The sequence below is a fragment of the Allobosea sp. P4_H5 genome (genome assembly GCF_056400825.1).
The window spans coordinates 108,337-124,995 of record NZ_JBFUKM010000012.1 but is presented as its reverse complement, the minus strand read 5'-3'; the positions used below and the strand labels follow the sequence as shown (position 1 = coordinate 124,995).

Genomic DNA, 16,659 nt, shown 5'->3' with positions numbered 1-16,659 from the left:
GCCAAGCTGAGGATAACCAGTCACGATTCGGACCGAATCTCAGTGCATGCGACGATGTCCGTCGCGCTCCGGAGCCTCACGATGAAGCTCGCCTTGTCGCCTGCCAGCAGCGCCCTCATCGCGGCGCTGATGCTCGCCTTGCCGGCGCCGGCCGTACAGGCCGCCTCGCTTGATGCGACCTATGACGTCAGCCTGCTCGGCCTGTCGCTCGGCAAGGCCAATCTTGCCGGCGGCATCGAAGGCGGCAGCTACAAGCTCGACGCCAGCGCCAAGCTGACCGGCCTCGTCGGCAGCTTCACCGGCGGGCGCGGCTCTGGCACTGCGACCGGCAACCTCAACGGCAGCCGGCTCTCGCCGACAGCCTTCGCGGTGTCCTCGGCCAATTCGAGCGAGAGCCGCACGGTGCGGATGGCGCTCGGCGGCAATGCCGTGCAGGCGCTGGCGATCGAGCCGCCGATCGACACCAAGCCCGACCGCGTGCCGCTCAAGGACGAGCACCAGCGCAACATCATGGATCCGCTCAGTGCCTTCCTGATGCCGGTCGAAGCCTCCGGCCGCAACGGCGGCGCGGCGGCCTGCAACCGCACGCTGGCGATCTTCGACGGTGCGGCGCGCTACGACATCAAGCTGAGCTATTCCGGCACGCGCGAGATCAAGATCGACGGCTATAGCGGCCCGGTCTCGGTCTGCCAGGCGCGCTATGTGCCGATCGCCGGCCACCGCTCGCTGCGCCCCTCGACCAAGTTCATGGCCGAGAACAAGGAAATCTCGACCTGGCTCGCCCCCGTCGCCGGGACGAACATGATGCTGCCGGTGCGCATCTCGGTGAAAACGATGATCGGCACCGCGGTGATCGAGGCCTCGAGCTTCAAGGTCGATCCGGGCGTGACGGCGACCGCGACGCGGAACTGAACTCAGGCGCCCGCCGCGAGTTCGAGCGGGAAGGGCGTGGGTTTGAAAGAGAGCCCCAGACCCGTGACCTCGATGTAGGTTGCCTGCCATTCGCGCAGTAGGTTTGTCAGGCTGGAGACATCTCGCCGTTCAAGGAGAGGCAGGGCTGGGTCGACGACCCTGCTCCAGAGTTGCGCAAAATATTCCGTGTGGGGCGGCGGTCCGCGTAGCCGATCGAGTTCACGGCAGTCGACAAGCGCCTTGTCGAGATTGCCCAAGGCAATATCGACGCGGAGCTGGCAATCCTTGTGCCCGTAGAGAGGGCTGGTCATGAACGTCATGTCGCGTGAGGCGAACTTGGCGAAAGCCTCGAGCGTAGTGAGTGCGCGCAGCTGTGTGAGTTCCTGCTCGACCAGCCGTTTGAACAGGTCTGGCATATCCGGATCGCTCCAGCGCCAGCCATAGCCTCGAATTCCGAGCGGCCACTCCCAGAACGCACCTGATAAGTTGAATGTAAAATTGACTGCGGCCGTGACGATGAAAGCGTCGCGGCCGCTTGATCGGCCGACGCCGATACATCGGTGCACGTGGCTGACCGGCTTGAGATAGATATAGTTCTTGCGAAGGACGATATCCGGGTTCTCGGCGAGCAGCGGCGTAAAGAGTTGGCGAATCTGCCGGGCTGTCGTCATTTGCGTGGCTTCATCTGCATGATGATGAACCGTTGAGCGTTCGGATAGAGCCGTTTCATCAGGGTGACCAATTCAGCAGCCCGTTTCGGGCCGAGTATAGCATTGCCGGTCTTGAGATCGTAGCCGCAGGCCGTCGTCTCGCTGGCTTTTTCGACGACATCGGCTCGCAGTGTGTCTCTAAGGCCGTAACGTCTTGCGCCGTCGCCAGCTATCTCACCCCTGAGTGCGGAAATCTCGGCTCGAAAGTTCGGGTTCTTTTCCCTGTCGACGCCTTGTTTGACGCGGGTATGGACGGCAGTTCCGTAAGCTCCAGCATTCGGGTAGTTGCTCGGGCTTCCGGCGTCGCGAGCTGCTTCATCCAAGAGCTTTTGGACGGTCTCTCGGCGATTGCAAGCGCGGTCGGCTTCCTGCTCGGTGAGGTTGCCGACGAAGTCCAGCCTTGGTGAGCTGTTTCCATCACCTTGAAATTCGCGCGCACTGAACCCGGCTACAGCCTGTAGCCCATCGATCTGATTCCGCGCCGACAGCCAGGCGAAGAGCGTCAGCGCGGTCGTGATCGTGACCTCCGCAGCGGCTGGAGCGAGCACGATCGCCGGAGCAAACGCCTGCTGCACCGTGGCCTCGCGCTCCGGGCCGCGGTCAGTCCAGGTCGAGCGTGAGACGACTTCGCCATCCGGCCCGCCGTCGCGGATCGTCTGGGTGCGGTCGGAGGTCTCGAAGGTGGTCTTGCCGCCTTCGGGCGCCGTGACGGTGTGGCGCTCGTCCCAGTCGCTTTTGCGGTCGGGCTCGGCGAATTCGGAATGGATCGTCGAGCCGTCGCGGTTGACGACGGCGCGTTCGGCCAGCGAGCCGTCGGGGCGTGTGGCGTCCTGGTAGAAGGCCCAGCTTTCCTCGCCGCTGGTATCGGGTACGACGTCGCCGAAGTTCAATGCGGTCGAGAAGGCACTGCCGAGATCGCTGAGAACATCGGCTCCAGTCGGCGTCGCGCCGCCTCCGCCGCTGGTCCATTGCCCGCCGCCGGTATTGCCGGCCGGCACGCGCGGCTGGTCGGAATTGTACTTGCGGGCGAGTTCGTGGCGCAGCAGCCGCGTCTGCGCTTTCAGTGAGACGAGGCGGCGGCGCAGAAGGACGATCTCGCGCCAGTATGCGCTCTGATTGGCTGAACGATGCGGCTGGTCCTGCATGGCGTGCTCCTTGCTGTGGAGCGCGCCATTCTGAGGCGGCCGGAAGCACCGGGGATAAGATCGCTGTCCATCCCCGCCGGCACCTCGGCCGCTTCAAACTCGCAGCGCATGCAGGCTTTGGCGTGCCATGGATTGCGGAACGCTCGTTCGAGGCGCTAGCCTTCCCGGCGATTCGGTTCCGGAGCCGTCAATGTCCAGCGATTTCGCCTTGCCGCCCGGCCTCAGGCACCGCCAGGTCGTCGTGCGTGACACCGTTCTCCACGTCGCCGAGGTCGGTGACGGGCCGGCAGTGCTGCTGCTGCATGGCTGGCCGGAGTTCTGGATGAGCTGGCTGCCGGTGATGAACCGGCTGCATGGCGAATTCCGGCTGATCGCGCCCGATCTGCGTGGCTTCGGCGACAGCGGCAAGTCAGCGGTGCCGCGCAGCGATGTCGGCGCCAACGCCCATGCCGACGACATGGCGGCGCTGCTGGAGGCGCTCGGCACCGGCCCGATCGGCGTGGTCGGCCACGATGTCGGCGCCTATGTCGCGCAGGGGCTGGCGCGGCGCCATCCGCAGCGGGTCGAGAAGCTGCTGTTTTTCAATTGCCCGACGCCGAGCGTCGGTTCGGCCTGGGTGCGCGAGGGCCATGTCAACGAGATCTGGTACCAGTCCTTCCAGCAATTGCCGCTGGCCGAGCAACTGATCGGCTCCAGCCGCGAGGCCTGCGCGCTCTATCTCGGGCATTTCCTGACGCATTGGTGCCATCGCAAGGATGCCTTCGCGCCGGTCTTCGACCTGTGGGTCGAGAATTTCATGAAGCCCGGCAATCTGCGTGGGGGCTTCGACTGGTATCGCAGCCAGAACGCGGCGCGGATCGCCGCGATCGACGGCCACCCGGCGCCGTCCGTGCCGATCCATCAGCGCACGAGGGTGCACTGGGGCCGGCACGACCCGATCCTGAAATCGGAGTGGTCGAGCTTCCTGTCGCATTATTTCGACGATGTGGAGGTGAGCTTCTGCGAGAGCGCCGGCCATTTCGTCCATGTCGAGGCGCCAGACGAAGCCGCGCAGGTCGTGGCAGAGGTTTTCGCGGATTAGAGTTCGATATCGGCCCCCCGGTCATTCCGGGACTTCGCGCAGCGAAGGGCCCGGTACCCAGAACCGATGCCGGTCGTGATGATGCTGCGACGGGGTGAGCTTCTGCGGATATGGTATCGGTTCTGGGTTCCGGGCTCGCTGCTGCGCAGCGCCCGGAAAGACGGAAAGCCTCTTGCGCTCATCTGCTGTCCCTCGTCTTCCGGTGCGGAACGCCCTACATGAGCGAAAGCGGCCCTCGCGCGCGCAAGTCGGCGAAGGATGGAAATGAAACCGATTCAAAATCTTGTGGTTTTTGAATCGGTTGCCGCGATATCTCGCCGTGAACGAAACCTGATTCTGCGGGAGTCAGCGATTCGGCCTCGCTTCGTTCCGGACTCGTTCTGTTCACGGATCGGGTTGCCTTCAGGCGGCTCGACCCGGTAGGGCTTGCCCCGCCCGGACTGCAGGAAAGCTCCAGCGTCTTGATCCAAACCCGTTCCCTTCCGCCTTCGCTCCGCGCTCGCGGCGTTACGGCGGTGCTTGGACCGACCAATACCGGCAAGACCCATCTCGCCATCGAGCGGATGGTTGCGCATCCCACCGGCATGATCGGCCTGCCGCTGCGCCTGCTTGCCCGCGAGGTCTATCAGCGCGTGGTCGACAAGGTCGGGCCGCATGCGGTCGCGCTCATCACCGGCGAGGAGAAGATCAAGCCGGAACGGCCGAGCTTCTGGGTCTGCACGGTCGAGGCGATGCCGCGCGACCTCGTCGTCGATTTCGTCGCGATCGACGAGATCCAGCTCGCCGCAGATCTCGACCGCGGCCATGTCTTCACCGACCGGCTGCTCAATCATCGCGGCCGCGAGGAGACGATGCTGATCGGCGCCGGCACGATGAAGCCGCTGGTCGAGCAGCTCATCCCCGGCGTCAACGTCGTTTCGCGTCCGCGCCTGTCCAACCTTTCCTTTGCCGGTGATCGCAAGATCACCCGCCTGCCGCGCCGCTCGGCGATAGTCGCCTTCTCGGCCGAGGAGGTTTACGCCATTGCCGAGCTGATCCGCCGGCAGAAGGGCGGGGCGGCGGTGGTGCTGGGGGCGCTCAGCCCACGCACGCGCAATGCCCAGGTCGAAATCTACCAGTCGGGCGATGTCGACTATCTCGTCGCCACCGACGCGATCGGCATGGGGCTCAACCTCGATGTCGACCACATCGCCTTCGCTGGCGACAGCAAGTTCGATGGCCATCATTATCGCAAGCTCAACCCGGCCGAATTCGGCCAGATCGCCGGGCGAGCCGGCCGGCATCTGCGCGACGGCACCTTCGGCACGACCGGGCGCGCGCCGCCCTTCGAGCAGGAGCTGGTCCAGGCGATCGAGGATCACCGCTTCGAATCGGTGCGCCAGGTGCAATGGCGCAACTCCGATCTCGACCTGCGCTCGATCCCCGGGCTGATCGACAGCCTCAACCTCCAGCCGCAGGAGCAGGGGCTGACCCGGGCCCTGATCGCCGAGGACATGACGACGCTCGAGATTCTGGCGCGCGATCAGGACATCGCACGGCTGGCGCAGGGTAAGCCGGCCGTGTCGCGGCTCTGGGAGGTCTGCGGCCTGCCCGATTACCGTAAGATCGCACCGATGCAGCATGCCGAGCTGGCGATGACCTTGTATCTGCGCCTGATGCGCCACGGCCGGCTCGATCCGGACTGGTATGCCGGCCAATTGGCCGCGCTCGACCGGGTCGATGGCGAGATCGACACCCTCTCGGCCCGCATCTCCCAGGTGCGGACCTGGACCTATGTTGCCAACCGGCCGGACTGGTTGCTCGATCCAGAGCATTGGCAGGGGGTGGCGCGTCTTGTAGAGGACAGGCTGTCGGACGCTTTGCACGAACGGCTTGCCAGCCGATTCGTCGATCGGCGTACGAGCGTGTTGATGCGTCGCCTGCGGGAGAATGCAATGTTGGAGGCCGAAGTCACCGCGACCGGCGATGTCCTGGTCGAGGGTCAGCATGTCGGATTGCTGCAGGGCTTCCGTTTCACGGCCGACCCGAAGGCGGGTGGGCCGGAAGCGAAGGCTCTGAACGCTGCGGCGCTGAAAGCGCTGGCTGGCGAGCTCGAGGCACGCGCCTCGCGCGTCGTGCTGGCCGGCGACGATGCCTTCGTGCTCTCGCATGATGGGTTGGTGCGCTGGATCGGCGAGCCCGTGGCACGCCTGACCGCCGGCGAGAAGGTGCTTGAGCCGCGCTTGCGCCTGATGATCGACGATCATCTGCCGGCCCAGGCCCGCGAACAGATCGAGACGAGGCTGGCGGCCTGGCTGAAGCATCACGTCACCAAGCTGCTCGGCCCGCTCCAGATCCTGGAGAATGCCGAGAGCGTCAGCGGCATCGCCCGCGGCATCGCCTATCAGGCGGCTGAAGCGCTCGGCGTGCTCGAGCGCAGCAAGGTCGCCGAGGAGATGAAGACGCTCGATCAGGAAGGGCGGGCGGGCCTGCGGCAGCTCGGCATCCGCTTCGGCGCCTTCCACCTCTATGTCCCGGCGTTGCTGAAGCCGGCGCCGCGCGCGCTTGCAGCCCAGCTCTGGGCGCTGAAGCACGGCAATCCGGAGACCGCCGGGCTCGACGACATCTCGCATCTCGCTTCCTCCGGCCGGACCTCGTTCCCGGCCAACAAGGAGATCCCGAAGGGGCTTTATCGCGCCGCCGGCTATCGCGTCTGCGGCGAGCGCGCCGTGCGCGTCGATATCCTGGAGCGCCTCGCCGACCTGATCCGTCCGGCGATCGCCTATCGTCCGGGCGTGACGCTCGGCCAGCCACCGGTTGGTTCTGCGGATCAGGACGGCTTCGTCGCCACCGGCGCGATGACCTCGCTCGTCGGCTGCGCCGGCGAGGATTTCGCCTCGATCCTGCGCTCGCTCGGCTATGTCTCGCAGAAGCGCCCGGGCCCGGCGATCACGGTGCCGCTCGCTGTTGCGCCCGCGCCGGCCGCGACCACGCCGGCAGTTCCGGTGGAGGCCGTGGCCGAGGCGATTGACGCGCTCAATGAAGCGCCTTCGGTTGAAGTCGAGGGTACTGTCGAAAGCACGGACAGCGTCGCTCCCGCGGGTGAAACCCCGGATGCTCCGATCCTGACCGATGCGGAGGTCGCTGCCGCTCCGACTGAAAGCGAAGTCGCCAGCCCGGCTGAGCCGGTACCGGCCGATGCGATGTCGACCCTGGCCCTGCCGAGTGACGAGCCGGAGGCAGAGGCCGCCCAGCCCGAAACCGAGACGGCCGAGCCTGTTGTCGCCGTTGAGGCGGCGGGCGAGCTTGCCGCTGCCGCCGAGGCGACTGCGCCAGCCGAGCCTGAGCTGATCGAGATCTGGCGGCCGCATCGCCATCAGGGCGGCCGTCGTCCCGAACAGGGGCAGCGTGGACGTCGGCCCGACCGTCGTGCCGGCGCTGCCGAGACCACTCCCGTCCCGGAAAGCGGCGAGGGCAAGCCGAGTGGGCAGCGTCCGCCGAATCGCAATCGCTGGCGCGAGGGTGGCTGGAACGGCCCACGCCCGGCCGGCGGCGAGGGCGGCAAGCCTGCGGCGCAGGAAGGCGCTGGTCGCAATGCCCAGGGGCGTGATGGGCGCCCCGAGCGCGGTCCGCGGCCCGAGTTCAAGCGTGATGGCGGCCGCCCCGGTGGCGGTCCGCGTCGCGACGAGCGTGGCGGCAAGGAGCAGCGCTTCCAGCAGCCGGCCCGGCCGCGCCCGGCCGAGCGCCAGCCCGATCCGGATTCGCCTTTCGCCAAGCTGCTGGCCCTGAAGGCCCAGCTCGAGGGTAATGACGGGCGCAAGGGCTGATACGCAGCGTAGGGAGGCTGCTTGCGGGACGATCGGCAACGCCTCGACAAATGGCTCTGGTTCGCGCGCTTCGCGCGGGCCCGCCCCGCCGCTGTGCGGCTGGTGGAGGACGGGCATGTCCGGATTGCAAGCAAGCGCGTCGAGAATCCGGCGCTCGGGGTGAAGCCGGGCGATGTGCTGACACTGGCTTTGCCGCATGCGACGCTGGTGGTGCGCGTCACCGCCTTCGCCGAGCGGCGAGGTTCCTACGAGCAGGCGCAGACGCTGTATGAGGTCCTGAACGGCGGCGAACGCGGCGATCCGTCGCTTGCGCCGGAGGAGCCGAAGGGATAACGCGGAAGCTGCGTGGGACGCGTCAGCGTGCCTGCGAAAAATCTTCTCGAAACACTTGTTTCGATAGAAGTTTGATCTCGTTTCCGGTCGTGACAGGGCCTTGAAACATTCTCTCGACCGGCTCTAAAGAAGCGCCGGCCGATTGGAAGGACAGCGCCATGACCTATGTGGTCACCGAGAACTGCATCAAGTGCAAGTACATGGACTGCGTCGAAGTCTGTCCGGTCGACTGTTTCTATGAAGGCGAGAACTTCCTCGTCATCCATCCCGACGAGTGCATCGACTGCGGCGTCTGCGAGCCGGAATGCCCTGCCGAGGCGATCAAGCCGGACACCGAACCGGGTCTCGACAGCTGGCTGCAGCTCAATGCGAAGTTCGCCGCGAGCTGGCCCAACATCACGCAGAAGAAGGACTCACCGGCCGACGCCAAGGAGTTCGACGGCGTGCCGAACAAGCTCGAGCTTCTGTCGCCGGAGCCCGGCGAAGGCGACTGAGGTTACCCTCCGTCAGAGCCGAATCGAAGTTAACCATGGCCGGCCGCAACGCGGCCCGGCGGCATTCGCATTCCGTTTACCTTTGATTCGGCGCGAAATTTGTGGTATCCACAAGCCACAGTCGAGTTTTTTCCGCCTGCCCCTGCGAGGTTACACAAACGGGGCGCCCCCAGAGACGACAGCAATGCCCACCGGTCAGAATGCCCGGCGTGTTGCTGTCTTTCGTGTTTGGTGGTCAGCCGGAAACAACCGACTGAGGGAGCATGTTGTGTCGGGAGAAGAGCCAGAAGGCTCGCCCGTCATGTCAGGCAGAGAGCCGCCGGTCATCCGGCCAGCGGCTGAAAGTCGCGTCTCCGCCTCCGGCGGAGAAATCAGGAGTCGAAACGGCATGTCCACTGCGAAGAAGACTGTTGTGCGCCAGGGCTTCAGGACGGGCGAGTTCGTCGTGTATCCGTCCCATGGCGTCGGTCAGATTACGGCGATCGAGGAGCAGGAAGTTGCGGGTTTCAAGCTCGAACTCTTCGTCGTCAGCTTCGCCAAGGACAAGATGACCCTGCGCGTGCCCACCGCCAAGGCGGCGAGCGTCGGCCTGCGCAAGCTCGCCGATGCCGAGATCGTCGGCAAGGCGCTCTCGACGCTGACCGGCCGCGCCCGCGTCAAGCGCACCATGTGGTCGCGCCGCGCCCAGGAATACGAAGCCAAGATCAATTCGGGCGATCTCGTCGCCATCGCCGAGGTGGTGCGCGATCTCTATCGCTCCGAGGCGCAGCCCGAACAGTCCTATTCCGAGCGCCAGCTCTATGAGGCTGCGATCGACCGGATGACCCGCGAGATCGCGGTCGTCGAGGAGATCACCGAGACCGAGGCGCTGAAGAAGATCGAGGGTCAGCTCGCCAAGTCGCCGCGCCGCGCCGGCAAGGGTGAGGCGGCCGAGGCGGCCGAGGCCGAGGAAGGCGACGAGGACCTGCAGGAAGAGGCTGCCTGAGGCAGCTTTCCGCTATCGGACAGGAAGAGCCCGGCGGATCGCTCCGCCGGGCTTTTTCGTATCAGGCCGCACCGGTCTCTGCCGCCAGGAAAGCCACCGTCCGCTCCCAGGCGAGCTTGGCGGCCGCGGCATTGTAGCGCTCGGCGCTGGTGTCGTTGTGGAAGGCGTGGTCGACATCCGGGTAGACGATCGCCTGATATTGGATGCCGGCCGCCTTCAGCGCCGCTTCATAAGCCGGCAGTCCCTCGACCAGGCGCGTATCGCGAGCCGCCTGCTGGATCAGCAGCCGGGCCTTGATCTGCGGCACCTTGGCTAGGTCTGGCGAGCGGCCATAGAAGACGACGCCGGCATTGAGCTCCGGCGCGCTGACGGCGAGGTCGTTGACCGCGCCGCCGCCCCAGCAGAAGCCGACCGCCCCGACCTTGCCGGTCGTGTCCGGCCGGGCCTTGAGAAAGGCCAGCGCTGCGCGCGCCTGCGCGACGACATCCTCGGGCTTGAGCTGCGGGAACAGGGCGCGGGCGGCGTCGGCATCGGCCGGCGTGCCGCCAAGGGGGGTGAGGAAATCGACCCCGAGCGCACTGAAGCCGGCCAATGCGGCGCGACGGGTGACGTCCTCGATATGCGGGTTGAGGCCGCGGTTCTCATGGATGACGAGGACGCCGCCGCGTCTGCCCTGGGTCTTGGGCGTGACGAGATAACCCTTGAGCCTGACCCCGCCGACGGTCTCGTCGATGCGCCTGCTCTCGATGCGGGCATCGTCGGCTGCGACCTGCTGCGCCTGGGCGTAGTTCGGCTCAAGAAGCGAGAGAGCCGCTTCTGCCGCCGCGGCGGAGCCGGCGATGGTGATCAGCCGGTTCATGAAGCTGCGGCGGTCGAGCGGCTTGTGGGTGTATTCGTCGTAGAGTTCGACGATGCGGCGATCGAGCGCCATGGCTGCCTCCCTGTCCTGACGATTGCCGGGAGGCTAGCACAGCGCGCGGGGAAAGCAGCGGCGCGCTTACTCGCTCACGATCTTGTAACGCTGGCCGGGCGTCAGCTTCGCATTGCGTTCCAGCCCGTTCAGGATCAGGAACTGCTCCAGCGGCCGGTCGGTCGAAGCCATGCGCTCGGCCAGGCTGGCGGGCGTGTCTCCGGCGCCGGCTGTTACCAAGCGGATCCGCAAGGGGCTGACCGATTGCGCGTCGCTGGCACTGAGATTGCGGAAGCTGTCGAGCAGAGCGCGCATGGCGCGCTCGGGATCGTTCTGACCCTTGGCGGCGAGGATGAAGCGGTAGACGCGCGGCCCGGCCTGGACCGCGGCGAGGCGGAAGGTCCAGTCGGCGCCCTTGCCGGAGGTCACCGCCGCCGGCAGGCCGCCGACGGTCAGCGACTGCACCTCGGCCGTGGTGACGCCGTCGATCCAGCCCGACGCCACGTAGGATTCCAGCGTCTGGCCGGCCTTCAGCGCGACCGAATCGAAGCGAAGCGCCTGGGTGCCATCATTGCTGACGCCGACCACCATCTCGCGCGCGGCCTCCAGTTCGAAGCCATCCGGCGCGGTGAAGGCGATGCGCAGGGCGCTGTTGAGATAGCGGCGGCCACGCACGACGCCATCGGCCGGGTCGTCGCCGAAGGCGACGCCGTCTACCACGGCGAGCCAGCGCGCGGCGTCGCGTTCACCGAGGCCGGGCGCGCCGATCTGGCGGGCGCCATTGGTGACGGCGGCGACGCGCTCGGGCGTCGAGGGATGGCTGGAGAGGATGTCGAGCTTCTTGTCGCCGCTGCTCTGCTGGCCGGCGCGGAAGCTGGTGTTGCGGCCTAGCGAGACCAGGAAGCGGCCGGCACCATAGGGGTCGTAGCCGGCGCGGGCGATGTTGCGCACGCTGATCTGGTCGGCGGTCAGCTCCTGCTGGCGCGAAAAGCGGGCGAGCGAGAGCTTGGAGCTCTGCTGCACTGCAGCCCCGGTCGTCGGATCGTTCAGCACCTGCGCCACGACCTGGCTGACCAGCGCCGATTCCGCTTCCATCTCGGCGCGCTCGACAGCGTGGCGCGCGGTGACATGGGCGATCTCGTGGGCCATCACCGAGGCGATCTCGGAGGAATCGTTCGCCAGCGCAAGCAGCCCGCGGGTGACATAGAGCCGCCCCGTCGGCAAAGCGAAGGCGTTGACGATCGGCGAATTCAGGATCGTCACCTCATAAGTGCCGATCTGACCCTCGCCGGCCTTGGCGAGGCGGGCGATGATCGCCTCCAGCTCGGCCTTGACCTGCGGGGCGCGGTATTCGCCGCCGAAGGCCGCGAGCAGGCGCTGGTGCTCGCGGTCGGTGCCTCGCTGCAGGCTGGCGACGCGGGGCGCCGGTTCGCCGCCCGGCTGGTTGAGTGGTGCCAGGACCGAGTTCTGGTCGCCGAAGCAGGCGGCCAGCAACAAGGCCGGCAGCACCGCGGCGACGAGGCGTCCCCGGATGGACTGACGATGTCGCTGAACTTTCCGCATCGGCCCCTAGTCAATCAGCTCCAGTGCGCTGCGCGTCTGCGCCTCGATCAGGAGGCCATCGCGCCCCTCGATCACGCCGTGTATGCGCACGCGTTTACCTGTCAGCGCCGACGCGGTCCAGCCGCTGCGCTGCAAGTCACGCCAGAGCGCGCGCGACAGAACGATGCTGCCACCCGCGCCACGCCGCCGTTCGAAATTGAGATAAGTCCGCTGTGCCCGCTCGCCCACGGCAGCGATACGCCCCTCGACCACGACGATCCGGCCCGCCTGCGCTTTCATCGCGGTGGCATCATGGCCGTCGATGACCGGCAGGGCCACTGCGGCAAAATTGCCCTGGGTTGCGGCCGGCGCGGGGCTGCCGGCCTTGCCGGCAACCATCTGCCGCGGCTCGGCCTTGCGCCAGAGCTCGTTGCAGGCGGCAAGGCCGGGCTCGGGCAGGCGCCGCGCCTGCAGCGAGAAGGGCGGCGCTCAGATCGGGCTGGCCAGCGAGCGCATCGGTCCCTTCGGCTGCGAGCAATCGGGCCGGCAGACGCCCCCAGCGATCCGGGCCGCCGAGCGGCGCCAGCCGGAACTCGCGGCCGTGCCAGCGCGCCAGCTGCGTGGCGAAATGCTCGCGCTCGGTCTCGTTCTGCCGCGGCGCCAGCCCGGCGAGCCTGACGATCCGTCCATCGGCGAGCTGCAGGTCGCCATGCCGGTCGAGGCCGGCGAGGCGGACCAGCTCGGTCCCTTCCACCGTCGCGCAGGCGTCATCCGCCGCCTGCGCCTGCATGGCCGAGACGGCCATGCAGGCGAGGAACGCCACAATCGCTGCAAAGGGAGGCTTCACCCGCATCGGCTTTATGCTAAACGCATGGACGTGCCTCCCGGTAGCTCAGCAGGATAGAGCAACGGTTTCCTAAACCGTAGGTCAGGGGTTCGAATCCCTTCCGGGAGGCCAGTTTCCTTTTTCCGCTGCAGAGGTCAGCCGCCGATCCGATGGGCTAAGCAGTTCCAGCGATGACGAGATCGATCTTGCCACCGACTGTGCCGCCAACGATTCGGACTGGACGCCTGATCCTGCGTGCGCCGGTCGCGGCCGATTTTCCTGATTATGCCGAGTTTCTCGCCTCAGAGCGGGCGCAGCATATGGGCGGTCCCTATGACCGGCGCGGCGCCTGGGGCCTGTTCTGCCATGATGTCGCGCAATGGTCTCTGTTCGGCCATGGCGCCTTGATGATCGACCTACCGGGCGTGGCATGCGTCGGGCAGGTCGGCATCAATCACGGGCCGCTCTTCCCGGAAAAGGAACTCGGCTGGCTGATCTATGCCGGGCATGAGGGGCGGGGCTATGCGAGCGAAGCCGCCGCTGCCCTGCGCGACTGGGCCTTCGGACAGCTCGGCCTCGAGACGCTGGTCAGCTATGTCGATCCGCGCAATCAGCGCTCGATCGCGGTGGCCGAGCGGCTCGGGGCGCATCTGGACGCCAGTGCAGACCGGGCGAATCCCGGGGATCTGGTCTACCGGCACGGCCGACCGGCTGGGACGCCATCACCGGGCCAGGCCTGAGATCGAACGGCCTGCGGTTCAGTGCTTCGTCACGTGCTCCGGCTTGCCCTTGCGCTTGGTCGAGGCCAACTCGTCGAGCTCCTTCTCGGTCATCGACTTGGCCATCGACTTCGAGGCTCCCTTGAGCTTGCTCTTGGGGATGTCGCCACGCTTGGCGGCGAGCGCGGCTCCGGCTGCCTTCTGCTGCGCCTTCGATTTGGCTGGCATTGGTCGTACTCCGATGTGGGGTCCGTCGAGCGTGCAACCCGGGCAGGGGGCGATGGTTCCGGGCGATGCAACCGAATGACCCCGCCAAGCCGGCTCTCGTCGCGGGGCGATCATGCGAAAGGTGCGGGCGCCTGCTCTTGCCGGGGAGCTGCAGGCGCGTCAAAGCTCGCGAGCGCCGTCCTCAAGCGATGACCTCGGGGGCAGCGAATTCTCGCCTGTTGAGATCATGTTGCGCATCCTCGTCCTCAATCCGAACACCAGCGCCGAGATGACCGAGCTGGTCCTGCACGTGCTGGCGCCGATGACGCCTGCCGATGTCGAGCTCGTGCCGGCGACCGGCCGCTTCGGCGCGCGCTACATCTCGAGCCGCAGCGCCGGCGCCATTGCCGGCCATGCCGCACTCGATGCCTTTGCCGAGCATGGCGCCGGGTGCGACGCCGTCTATCTCGCCTGCTTCGGCGATCCCGGGCTGATGGCACTGAAGGAGATCGCGGGCGTGCCGGTGGTCGGCATGGCCGAGGCGGCCTGCCGACAGGCGGCCTGCCGACAGGCGGCCGCACAGGGCGGGTGCTTTTCGATCGTCACCGGCGGCGAGCGCTGGGGACCGATCCTGACCGAGTTCACCGCTGCGCTCGGGCTCGACGGAAGGCTCGCTGCCGTCGAGACGGTGGCGCCGACCGGCGGCGACATCGCCGCCGATCCCGATGGTTCGATTGCGCTGTTGGCCGCGGCCTGCCGGCGCACGGTCGAGCGCGATGGGGCGCAGGCGGTGATCTTGGGGGGAGCCGGGCTTGCCGGATTGGCGGCGCGGGTCCAGCCTCATGTCGGCGTGCCGGTGATCTGCTCGACTGAAGCCGGCTTCGCCGCGGTGCTCGACGCGGCGCGCAATCCGCCGCCCAAGCCGGTGCAAGGCGATCTCGCGCTGCCGGCGCCTGTTCCGAGCATCGGGCTCTCTGCCGGCCTGGCGCGCCTGCTGGGTGAACGCTAGCGCCGCCTGCTTCCAGAGGGGCGAATGGGCTGCGCGGCAGTCGCGTTTCCTTGGGGGGCCGCGAGCCAGATCATATGCTTGGCGCCGCCGGCTCCGGCGCGGGCACGCACCGTCTTCTCCTCGACGGCGAAGCCGGCCTGGCGCAGGCGTTGGGTGAAGTTGCGGTCAGGTCCTGCAGACCAGACCGCGAGCACGCCGCCTGATCGCAATGCCGACTTCGCAGCGCCGAGGCCGGCATGGTCGTAGAGCCGGTCATTGGCCTCGACCATCAGCCCGTCCGGGCCGTTGTCGACATCGAGCAGGATCGCGTCGTAGCGGCCGCTTTCCTCGCGGATGACGGTTGCGACATCGGCTTCGCGTACGCTGACGCGGGGATCGTCGAGGCAGCCGGCGAAGATCGGAGCGAGCGGCCCGCGCGCCCAGGCGATCACCGCCGGGACCAGCTCGGCGACGACGATCTCGGCATCAGTCGGGAGCGCCATTAGCGCTGCCCGGAGCGTGAAGCCCATGCCGAGCCCGCCGATCAGCAGGCGTAGGCCTGGGCGCAGCCCGATCCTGTCGATGGCGAGGCTCGCCAGCGCCTCTTCCGAGCCCTTGAGGCGCGAGTTCATCAGCTCGTTATGGCCGAGCGTGATCGAGAATTCGTTCTCGCCGCGGCGCATCAGTTTCAGCGTGCCGCCGCCAGGAATCTGCGCGGCGTCGAGCTGTGTCCAAGGCTTCATGCCCACCTCAATCCAGCCGAGCGCGCTTGATGAAGGCGCCGGCCTTCATGATCACAGGCATGTGCCGGCCCTGGCGGGTCAGCAGCGCCAGATCCTGCAGCGGGTCGCCGTCGACGATGATCAGGTCGGCATGGGCGCCGGGCGCGACCGTACCGATCTTGCCCTCGAGCTTTAGCAGCTTGGCTGCAACATGGGTGGCGGCGCCGATTACCTCATGCGCCGGCAGGGCCCGGCCGCGGATGACGAACTCTTCGGACTGGTGGCGGTGCATCTCGCCGAGCAGGTCGCTGCCATAGGCCATGGCGAGCCCGGCCTGCTTCATGATCGCCAGCGACTCCATGCCGGCGGCGCGGACATATTCGACCTTGGCGACGGAATCGGGCGGGAAGCCGAGCTTGCCGCCTTCGCTGGCGAGCTTGTCATAGGTGACGAGGGTCGGCACCGCGACGGCGCCGTTCTTGGCCGCGAGCTTGGCGGTCTCGGCTTGGATCAGGTTGCAATGCTCGAGCGAATGGACGCCGGCCTCGACGCAGCGACGGATCGCCTCGTCGGTATAGACATGGGCGGAGACGTAGGTTCCGGCCATGCGGGCCTCCTCGACCACCGCCTCGAGTTCGCCGACGGAGAAACCGAGGAAATGGATCGGGTCGGTCGGCGAGGCGCAGCCGCCATTGGCCATGATCTTGATGAAGTCGGCGCCGCCCTTGAGCTCCTCGCGCGCGGCACGGCGAACCTCGGCCTCGCCGTCGCAGATGCGGCCGAGCGCGCCGAGGCGATGGCGCGTGGCGGGCGCGAGCCGGTCGTCATAGCGGCCGCGGAAATCGGCATGGCCGCCGGTCTGGCTCAGCGCCTTGCCGGAGATGACCAGGCGCGGCGTCGGGAAATCGTGTTCCTGCGTCGCCTGCTTCAGGCCGAAATCGGCGCCGCCGACATCGCGCACCGTGGTGAAACCGCGCAGCAGCATGTCGCGCATGATCACCAGTGAGCGCACGGTGACGAGCGAATCCGGCAGGGCGGCGTTGCGGCCGAGATCGGCGAGGCCGGCGATGACGTGGACATGGGCGTCGATCAGGCCCGGCATCAGGGTGCGGCCCTTGAGGTCGACCACCTTGGCCTTGTCGGAGCGAACGGTCTTGCCGACCTCGCGGATCAGCCCGCTCTCGACCAGGACGGAGACCGGCGCTGCTCGCTCGGGGGCGGTCCCGTCGACGATGCGGGCGTTCTGGAACAGGGTAGCGGCCATAAGCTCAGTCCTTGG

The 16,659-nt window shown here is 67.2% G+C and carries 17 protein-coding genes and 1 tRNA gene; 10 read left to right on the top strand and 8 right to left on the bottom strand.

Going from position 1 to position 16,659, the window contains the following annotated elements; translation table 11 throughout:
• Positions 1–81 precede the first annotated feature (81 nt).
• A complete protein-coding gene (locus tag AC1DS0_RS23415; protein WP_476816648.1) occupies positions 82–912 on the top strand; it encodes a DUF3108 domain-containing protein in 831 nt (276 codons plus the stop codon).
• A gap of 2 nt (positions 913–914) precedes the next feature.
• On the opposite strand, the gene AC1DS0_RS23410 is transcribed toward AC1DS0_RS23415, so the two are convergent.
• Entirely contained in the window at positions 915–1,583 is a 669-nt protein-coding gene (locus tag AC1DS0_RS23410) for a hypothetical protein (RefSeq protein WP_476816647.1), read from the bottom strand.
• Positions 1,580–2,767: a hypothetical protein gene (locus tag AC1DS0_RS23405; RefSeq protein ID WP_476816646.1), complete on the bottom strand. Its 1,188-nt coding sequence runs from the start codon at positions 2,765–2,767 to the stop codon at positions 1,580–1,582. The genes AC1DS0_RS23410 and AC1DS0_RS23405 overlap by 4 nt, the downstream gene beginning before the upstream one ends.
• A gap of 190 nt (positions 2,768–2,957) precedes the next feature.
• Here AC1DS0_RS23405 and AC1DS0_RS23400 point away from each other — a divergent pair, with 190 nt between their 5' ends.
• The 5 genes from AC1DS0_RS23400 to AC1DS0_RS23380 all read left to right on the top strand — a co-directional run bounded on the left by AC1DS0_RS23400 (position 2,958) and on the right by AC1DS0_RS23380 (position 9,466).
• Complete coding sequence (locus AC1DS0_RS23400; protein WP_476816645.1) at positions 2,958–3,848, top strand: alpha/beta fold hydrolase; 891 nt, start codon at positions 2,958–2,960, stop codon at positions 3,846–3,848.
• Positions 3,849–4,312: 464 nt separating this feature from the next.
• The gene (locus AC1DS0_RS23395) at positions 4,313–7,654 is read left to right on the top strand and encodes a helicase-related protein (protein ID WP_476816735.1); all 3,342 of its coding nucleotides are present in this window, start codon (positions 4,313–4,315) and stop codon (positions 7,652–7,654) included.
• Positions 7,655–7,675: 21 nt separating this feature from the next.
• Positions 7,676–7,987: a S4 domain-containing protein gene (locus tag AC1DS0_RS23390; RefSeq protein WP_476816644.1), complete on the top strand. Its 312-nt coding sequence runs from the start codon at positions 7,676–7,678 to the stop codon at positions 7,985–7,987.
• 158 nt (positions 7,988–8,145) lie between these two features.
• Positions 8,146–8,481, top strand: coding sequence for a ferredoxin FdxA (gene fdxA / locus AC1DS0_RS23385; protein WP_091838018.1), 336 nt, complete (start codon positions 8,146–8,148; stop codon positions 8,479–8,481).
• 388 nt (positions 8,482–8,869) lie between these two features.
• Entirely contained in the window at positions 8,870–9,466 is a 597-nt protein-coding gene (locus AC1DS0_RS23380) for a CarD family transcriptional regulator (protein ID WP_476816643.1), read from the top strand.
• A gap of 61 nt (positions 9,467–9,527) precedes the next feature.
• On the opposite strand, the gene AC1DS0_RS23375 is transcribed toward AC1DS0_RS23380, so the two are convergent.
• The 3 genes from AC1DS0_RS23375 to AC1DS0_RS23365 all read right to left on the bottom strand — a co-directional run bounded on the left by AC1DS0_RS23375 (position 9,528) and on the right by AC1DS0_RS23365 (position 12,317).
• Positions 9,528–10,397, bottom strand: a complete 870-nt coding sequence (locus AC1DS0_RS23375; RefSeq protein ID WP_476816642.1) for a dienelactone hydrolase family protein — start codon at positions 10,395–10,397, stop codon at positions 9,528–9,530.
• 66 nt (positions 10,398–10,463) lie between these two features.
• The gene (locus AC1DS0_RS23370) at positions 10,464–11,939 is read right to left on the bottom strand and encodes a M48 family metalloprotease (protein WP_152015312.1); all 1,476 of its coding nucleotides are present in this window, start codon (positions 11,937–11,939) and stop codon (positions 10,464–10,466) included.
• Positions 11,940–11,945: 6 nt separating this feature from the next.
• Complete coding sequence (locus AC1DS0_RS23365) at positions 11,946–12,317, bottom strand: hypothetical protein (RefSeq protein ID WP_476816641.1); 372 nt, start codon at positions 12,315–12,317, stop codon at positions 11,946–11,948.
• Here AC1DS0_RS23365 and AC1DS0_RS23360 point away from each other — a divergent pair.
• The 3 genes from AC1DS0_RS23360 to AC1DS0_RS23350 all read left to right on the top strand — a co-directional run bounded on the left by AC1DS0_RS23360 (position 12,304) and on the right by AC1DS0_RS23350 (position 13,484).
• Positions 12,304–12,822, top strand: a complete 519-nt coding sequence (locus AC1DS0_RS23360) for a hypothetical protein (protein WP_476816640.1) — start codon at positions 12,304–12,306, stop codon at positions 12,820–12,822. The genes AC1DS0_RS23365 and AC1DS0_RS23360 overlap by 14 nt on opposite strands.
• Positions 12,800–12,876: transfer RNA gene (locus AC1DS0_RS23355), tRNA-Arg, on the top strand. The genes AC1DS0_RS23360 and AC1DS0_RS23355 overlap by 23 nt, the downstream gene beginning before the upstream one ends.
• 59 nt (positions 12,877–12,935) lie before the next feature.
• A complete protein-coding gene (locus AC1DS0_RS23350) occupies positions 12,936–13,484 on the top strand; it encodes a GNAT family N-acetyltransferase (RefSeq protein ID WP_476816639.1) in 549 nt (182 codons plus the stop codon).
• Positions 13,485–13,502: 18 nt separating this feature from the next.
• Here AC1DS0_RS23350 and AC1DS0_RS23345 read toward each other — a convergent pair whose 3' ends face one another.
• Positions 13,503–13,691 carry a DUF3008 family protein gene (locus AC1DS0_RS23345; protein ID WP_152015315.1) on the bottom strand — a complete coding sequence of 63 codons (189 nt, stop codon included), beginning with the start codon at positions 13,689–13,691 and terminating at the stop codon, positions 13,503–13,505.
• Between the two features lie 229 nt (positions 13,692–13,920).
• Between AC1DS0_RS23345 and AC1DS0_RS23340 the strand changes: the two genes are divergently transcribed.
• Positions 13,921–14,679 (top strand): aspartate/glutamate racemase family protein, encoded by a 759-nt coding sequence (locus AC1DS0_RS23340; protein WP_476816638.1) that lies wholly within the window; start codon positions 13,921–13,923, stop codon positions 14,677–14,679.
• On the opposite strand, the gene AC1DS0_RS23335 is transcribed toward AC1DS0_RS23340, so the two are convergent.
• On the bottom strand, positions 14,676–15,401 hold the full coding sequence (locus AC1DS0_RS23335) for a spermidine synthase (RefSeq protein WP_476816637.1): 726 nt from the start codon (positions 15,399–15,401) through the stop codon (positions 14,676–14,678). The two genes, AC1DS0_RS23340 and AC1DS0_RS23335, sit on opposite strands and share 4 nt — an antisense overlap.
• Before the next feature lie 7 nt (positions 15,402–15,408).
• The gene (locus AC1DS0_RS23330) at positions 15,409–16,644 is read right to left on the bottom strand and encodes a metal-dependent hydrolase family protein (RefSeq protein WP_476816636.1); all 1,236 of its coding nucleotides are present in this window, start codon (positions 16,642–16,644) and stop codon (positions 15,409–15,411) included.
• Between the last annotated feature and the right edge of the window lie 15 nt (positions 16,645–16,659).

Coding starts and splice junctions, on each gene's coding strand:
- AC1DS0_RS23415 (WP_476816648.1), top strand. CDS start 82: ATGAAGCTCGCCTTGTCGCCTGCCAGCAGCGCCCTCATCGCGGCGCTG.
- AC1DS0_RS23410 (WP_476816647.1), bottom strand. CDS start 1,583: ATGACGACAGCCCGGCAGATTCGCCAACTCTTTACGCCGCTGCTCGCC.
- AC1DS0_RS23405 (WP_476816646.1), bottom strand. CDS start 2,767: ATGCAGGACCAGCCGCATCGTTCAGCCAATCAGAGCGCATACTGGCGC.
- AC1DS0_RS23400 (WP_476816645.1), top strand. CDS start 2,958: ATGTCCAGCGATTTCGCCTTGCCGCCCGGCCTCAGGCACCGCCAGGTC.
- fdxA (WP_091838018.1), top strand. CDS start 8,146: ATGACCTATGTGGTCACCGAGAACTGCATCAAGTGCAAGTACATGGAC.
- AC1DS0_RS23380 (WP_476816643.1), top strand. CDS start 8,870: ATGTCCACTGCGAAGAAGACTGTTGTGCGCCAGGGCTTCAGGACGGGC.
- AC1DS0_RS23375 (WP_476816642.1), bottom strand. CDS start 10,397: ATGGCGCTCGATCGCCGCATCGTCGAACTCTACGACGAATACACCCAC.
- AC1DS0_RS23370 (WP_152015312.1), bottom strand. CDS start 11,939: ATGCGGAAAGTTCAGCGACATCGTCAGTCCATCCGGGGACGCCTCGTC.
- AC1DS0_RS23365 (WP_476816641.1), bottom strand. CDS start 12,317: ATGGTTGCCGGCAAGGCCGGCAGCCCCGCGCCGGCCGCAACCCAGGGC.
- AC1DS0_RS23350 (WP_476816639.1), top strand. CDS start 12,936: ATGACGAGATCGATCTTGCCACCGACTGTGCCGCCAACGATTCGGACT.
- AC1DS0_RS23345 (WP_152015315.1), bottom strand. CDS start 13,691: ATGCCAGCCAAATCGAAGGCGCAGCAGAAGGCAGCCGGAGCCGCGCTC.
- AC1DS0_RS23335 (WP_476816637.1), bottom strand. CDS start 15,401: ATGAAGCCTTGGACACAGCTCGACGCCGCGCAGATTCCTGGCGGCGGC.
- AC1DS0_RS23330 (WP_476816636.1), bottom strand. CDS start 16,644: ATGGCCGCTACCCTGTTCCAGAACGCCCGCATCGTCGACGGGACCGCC.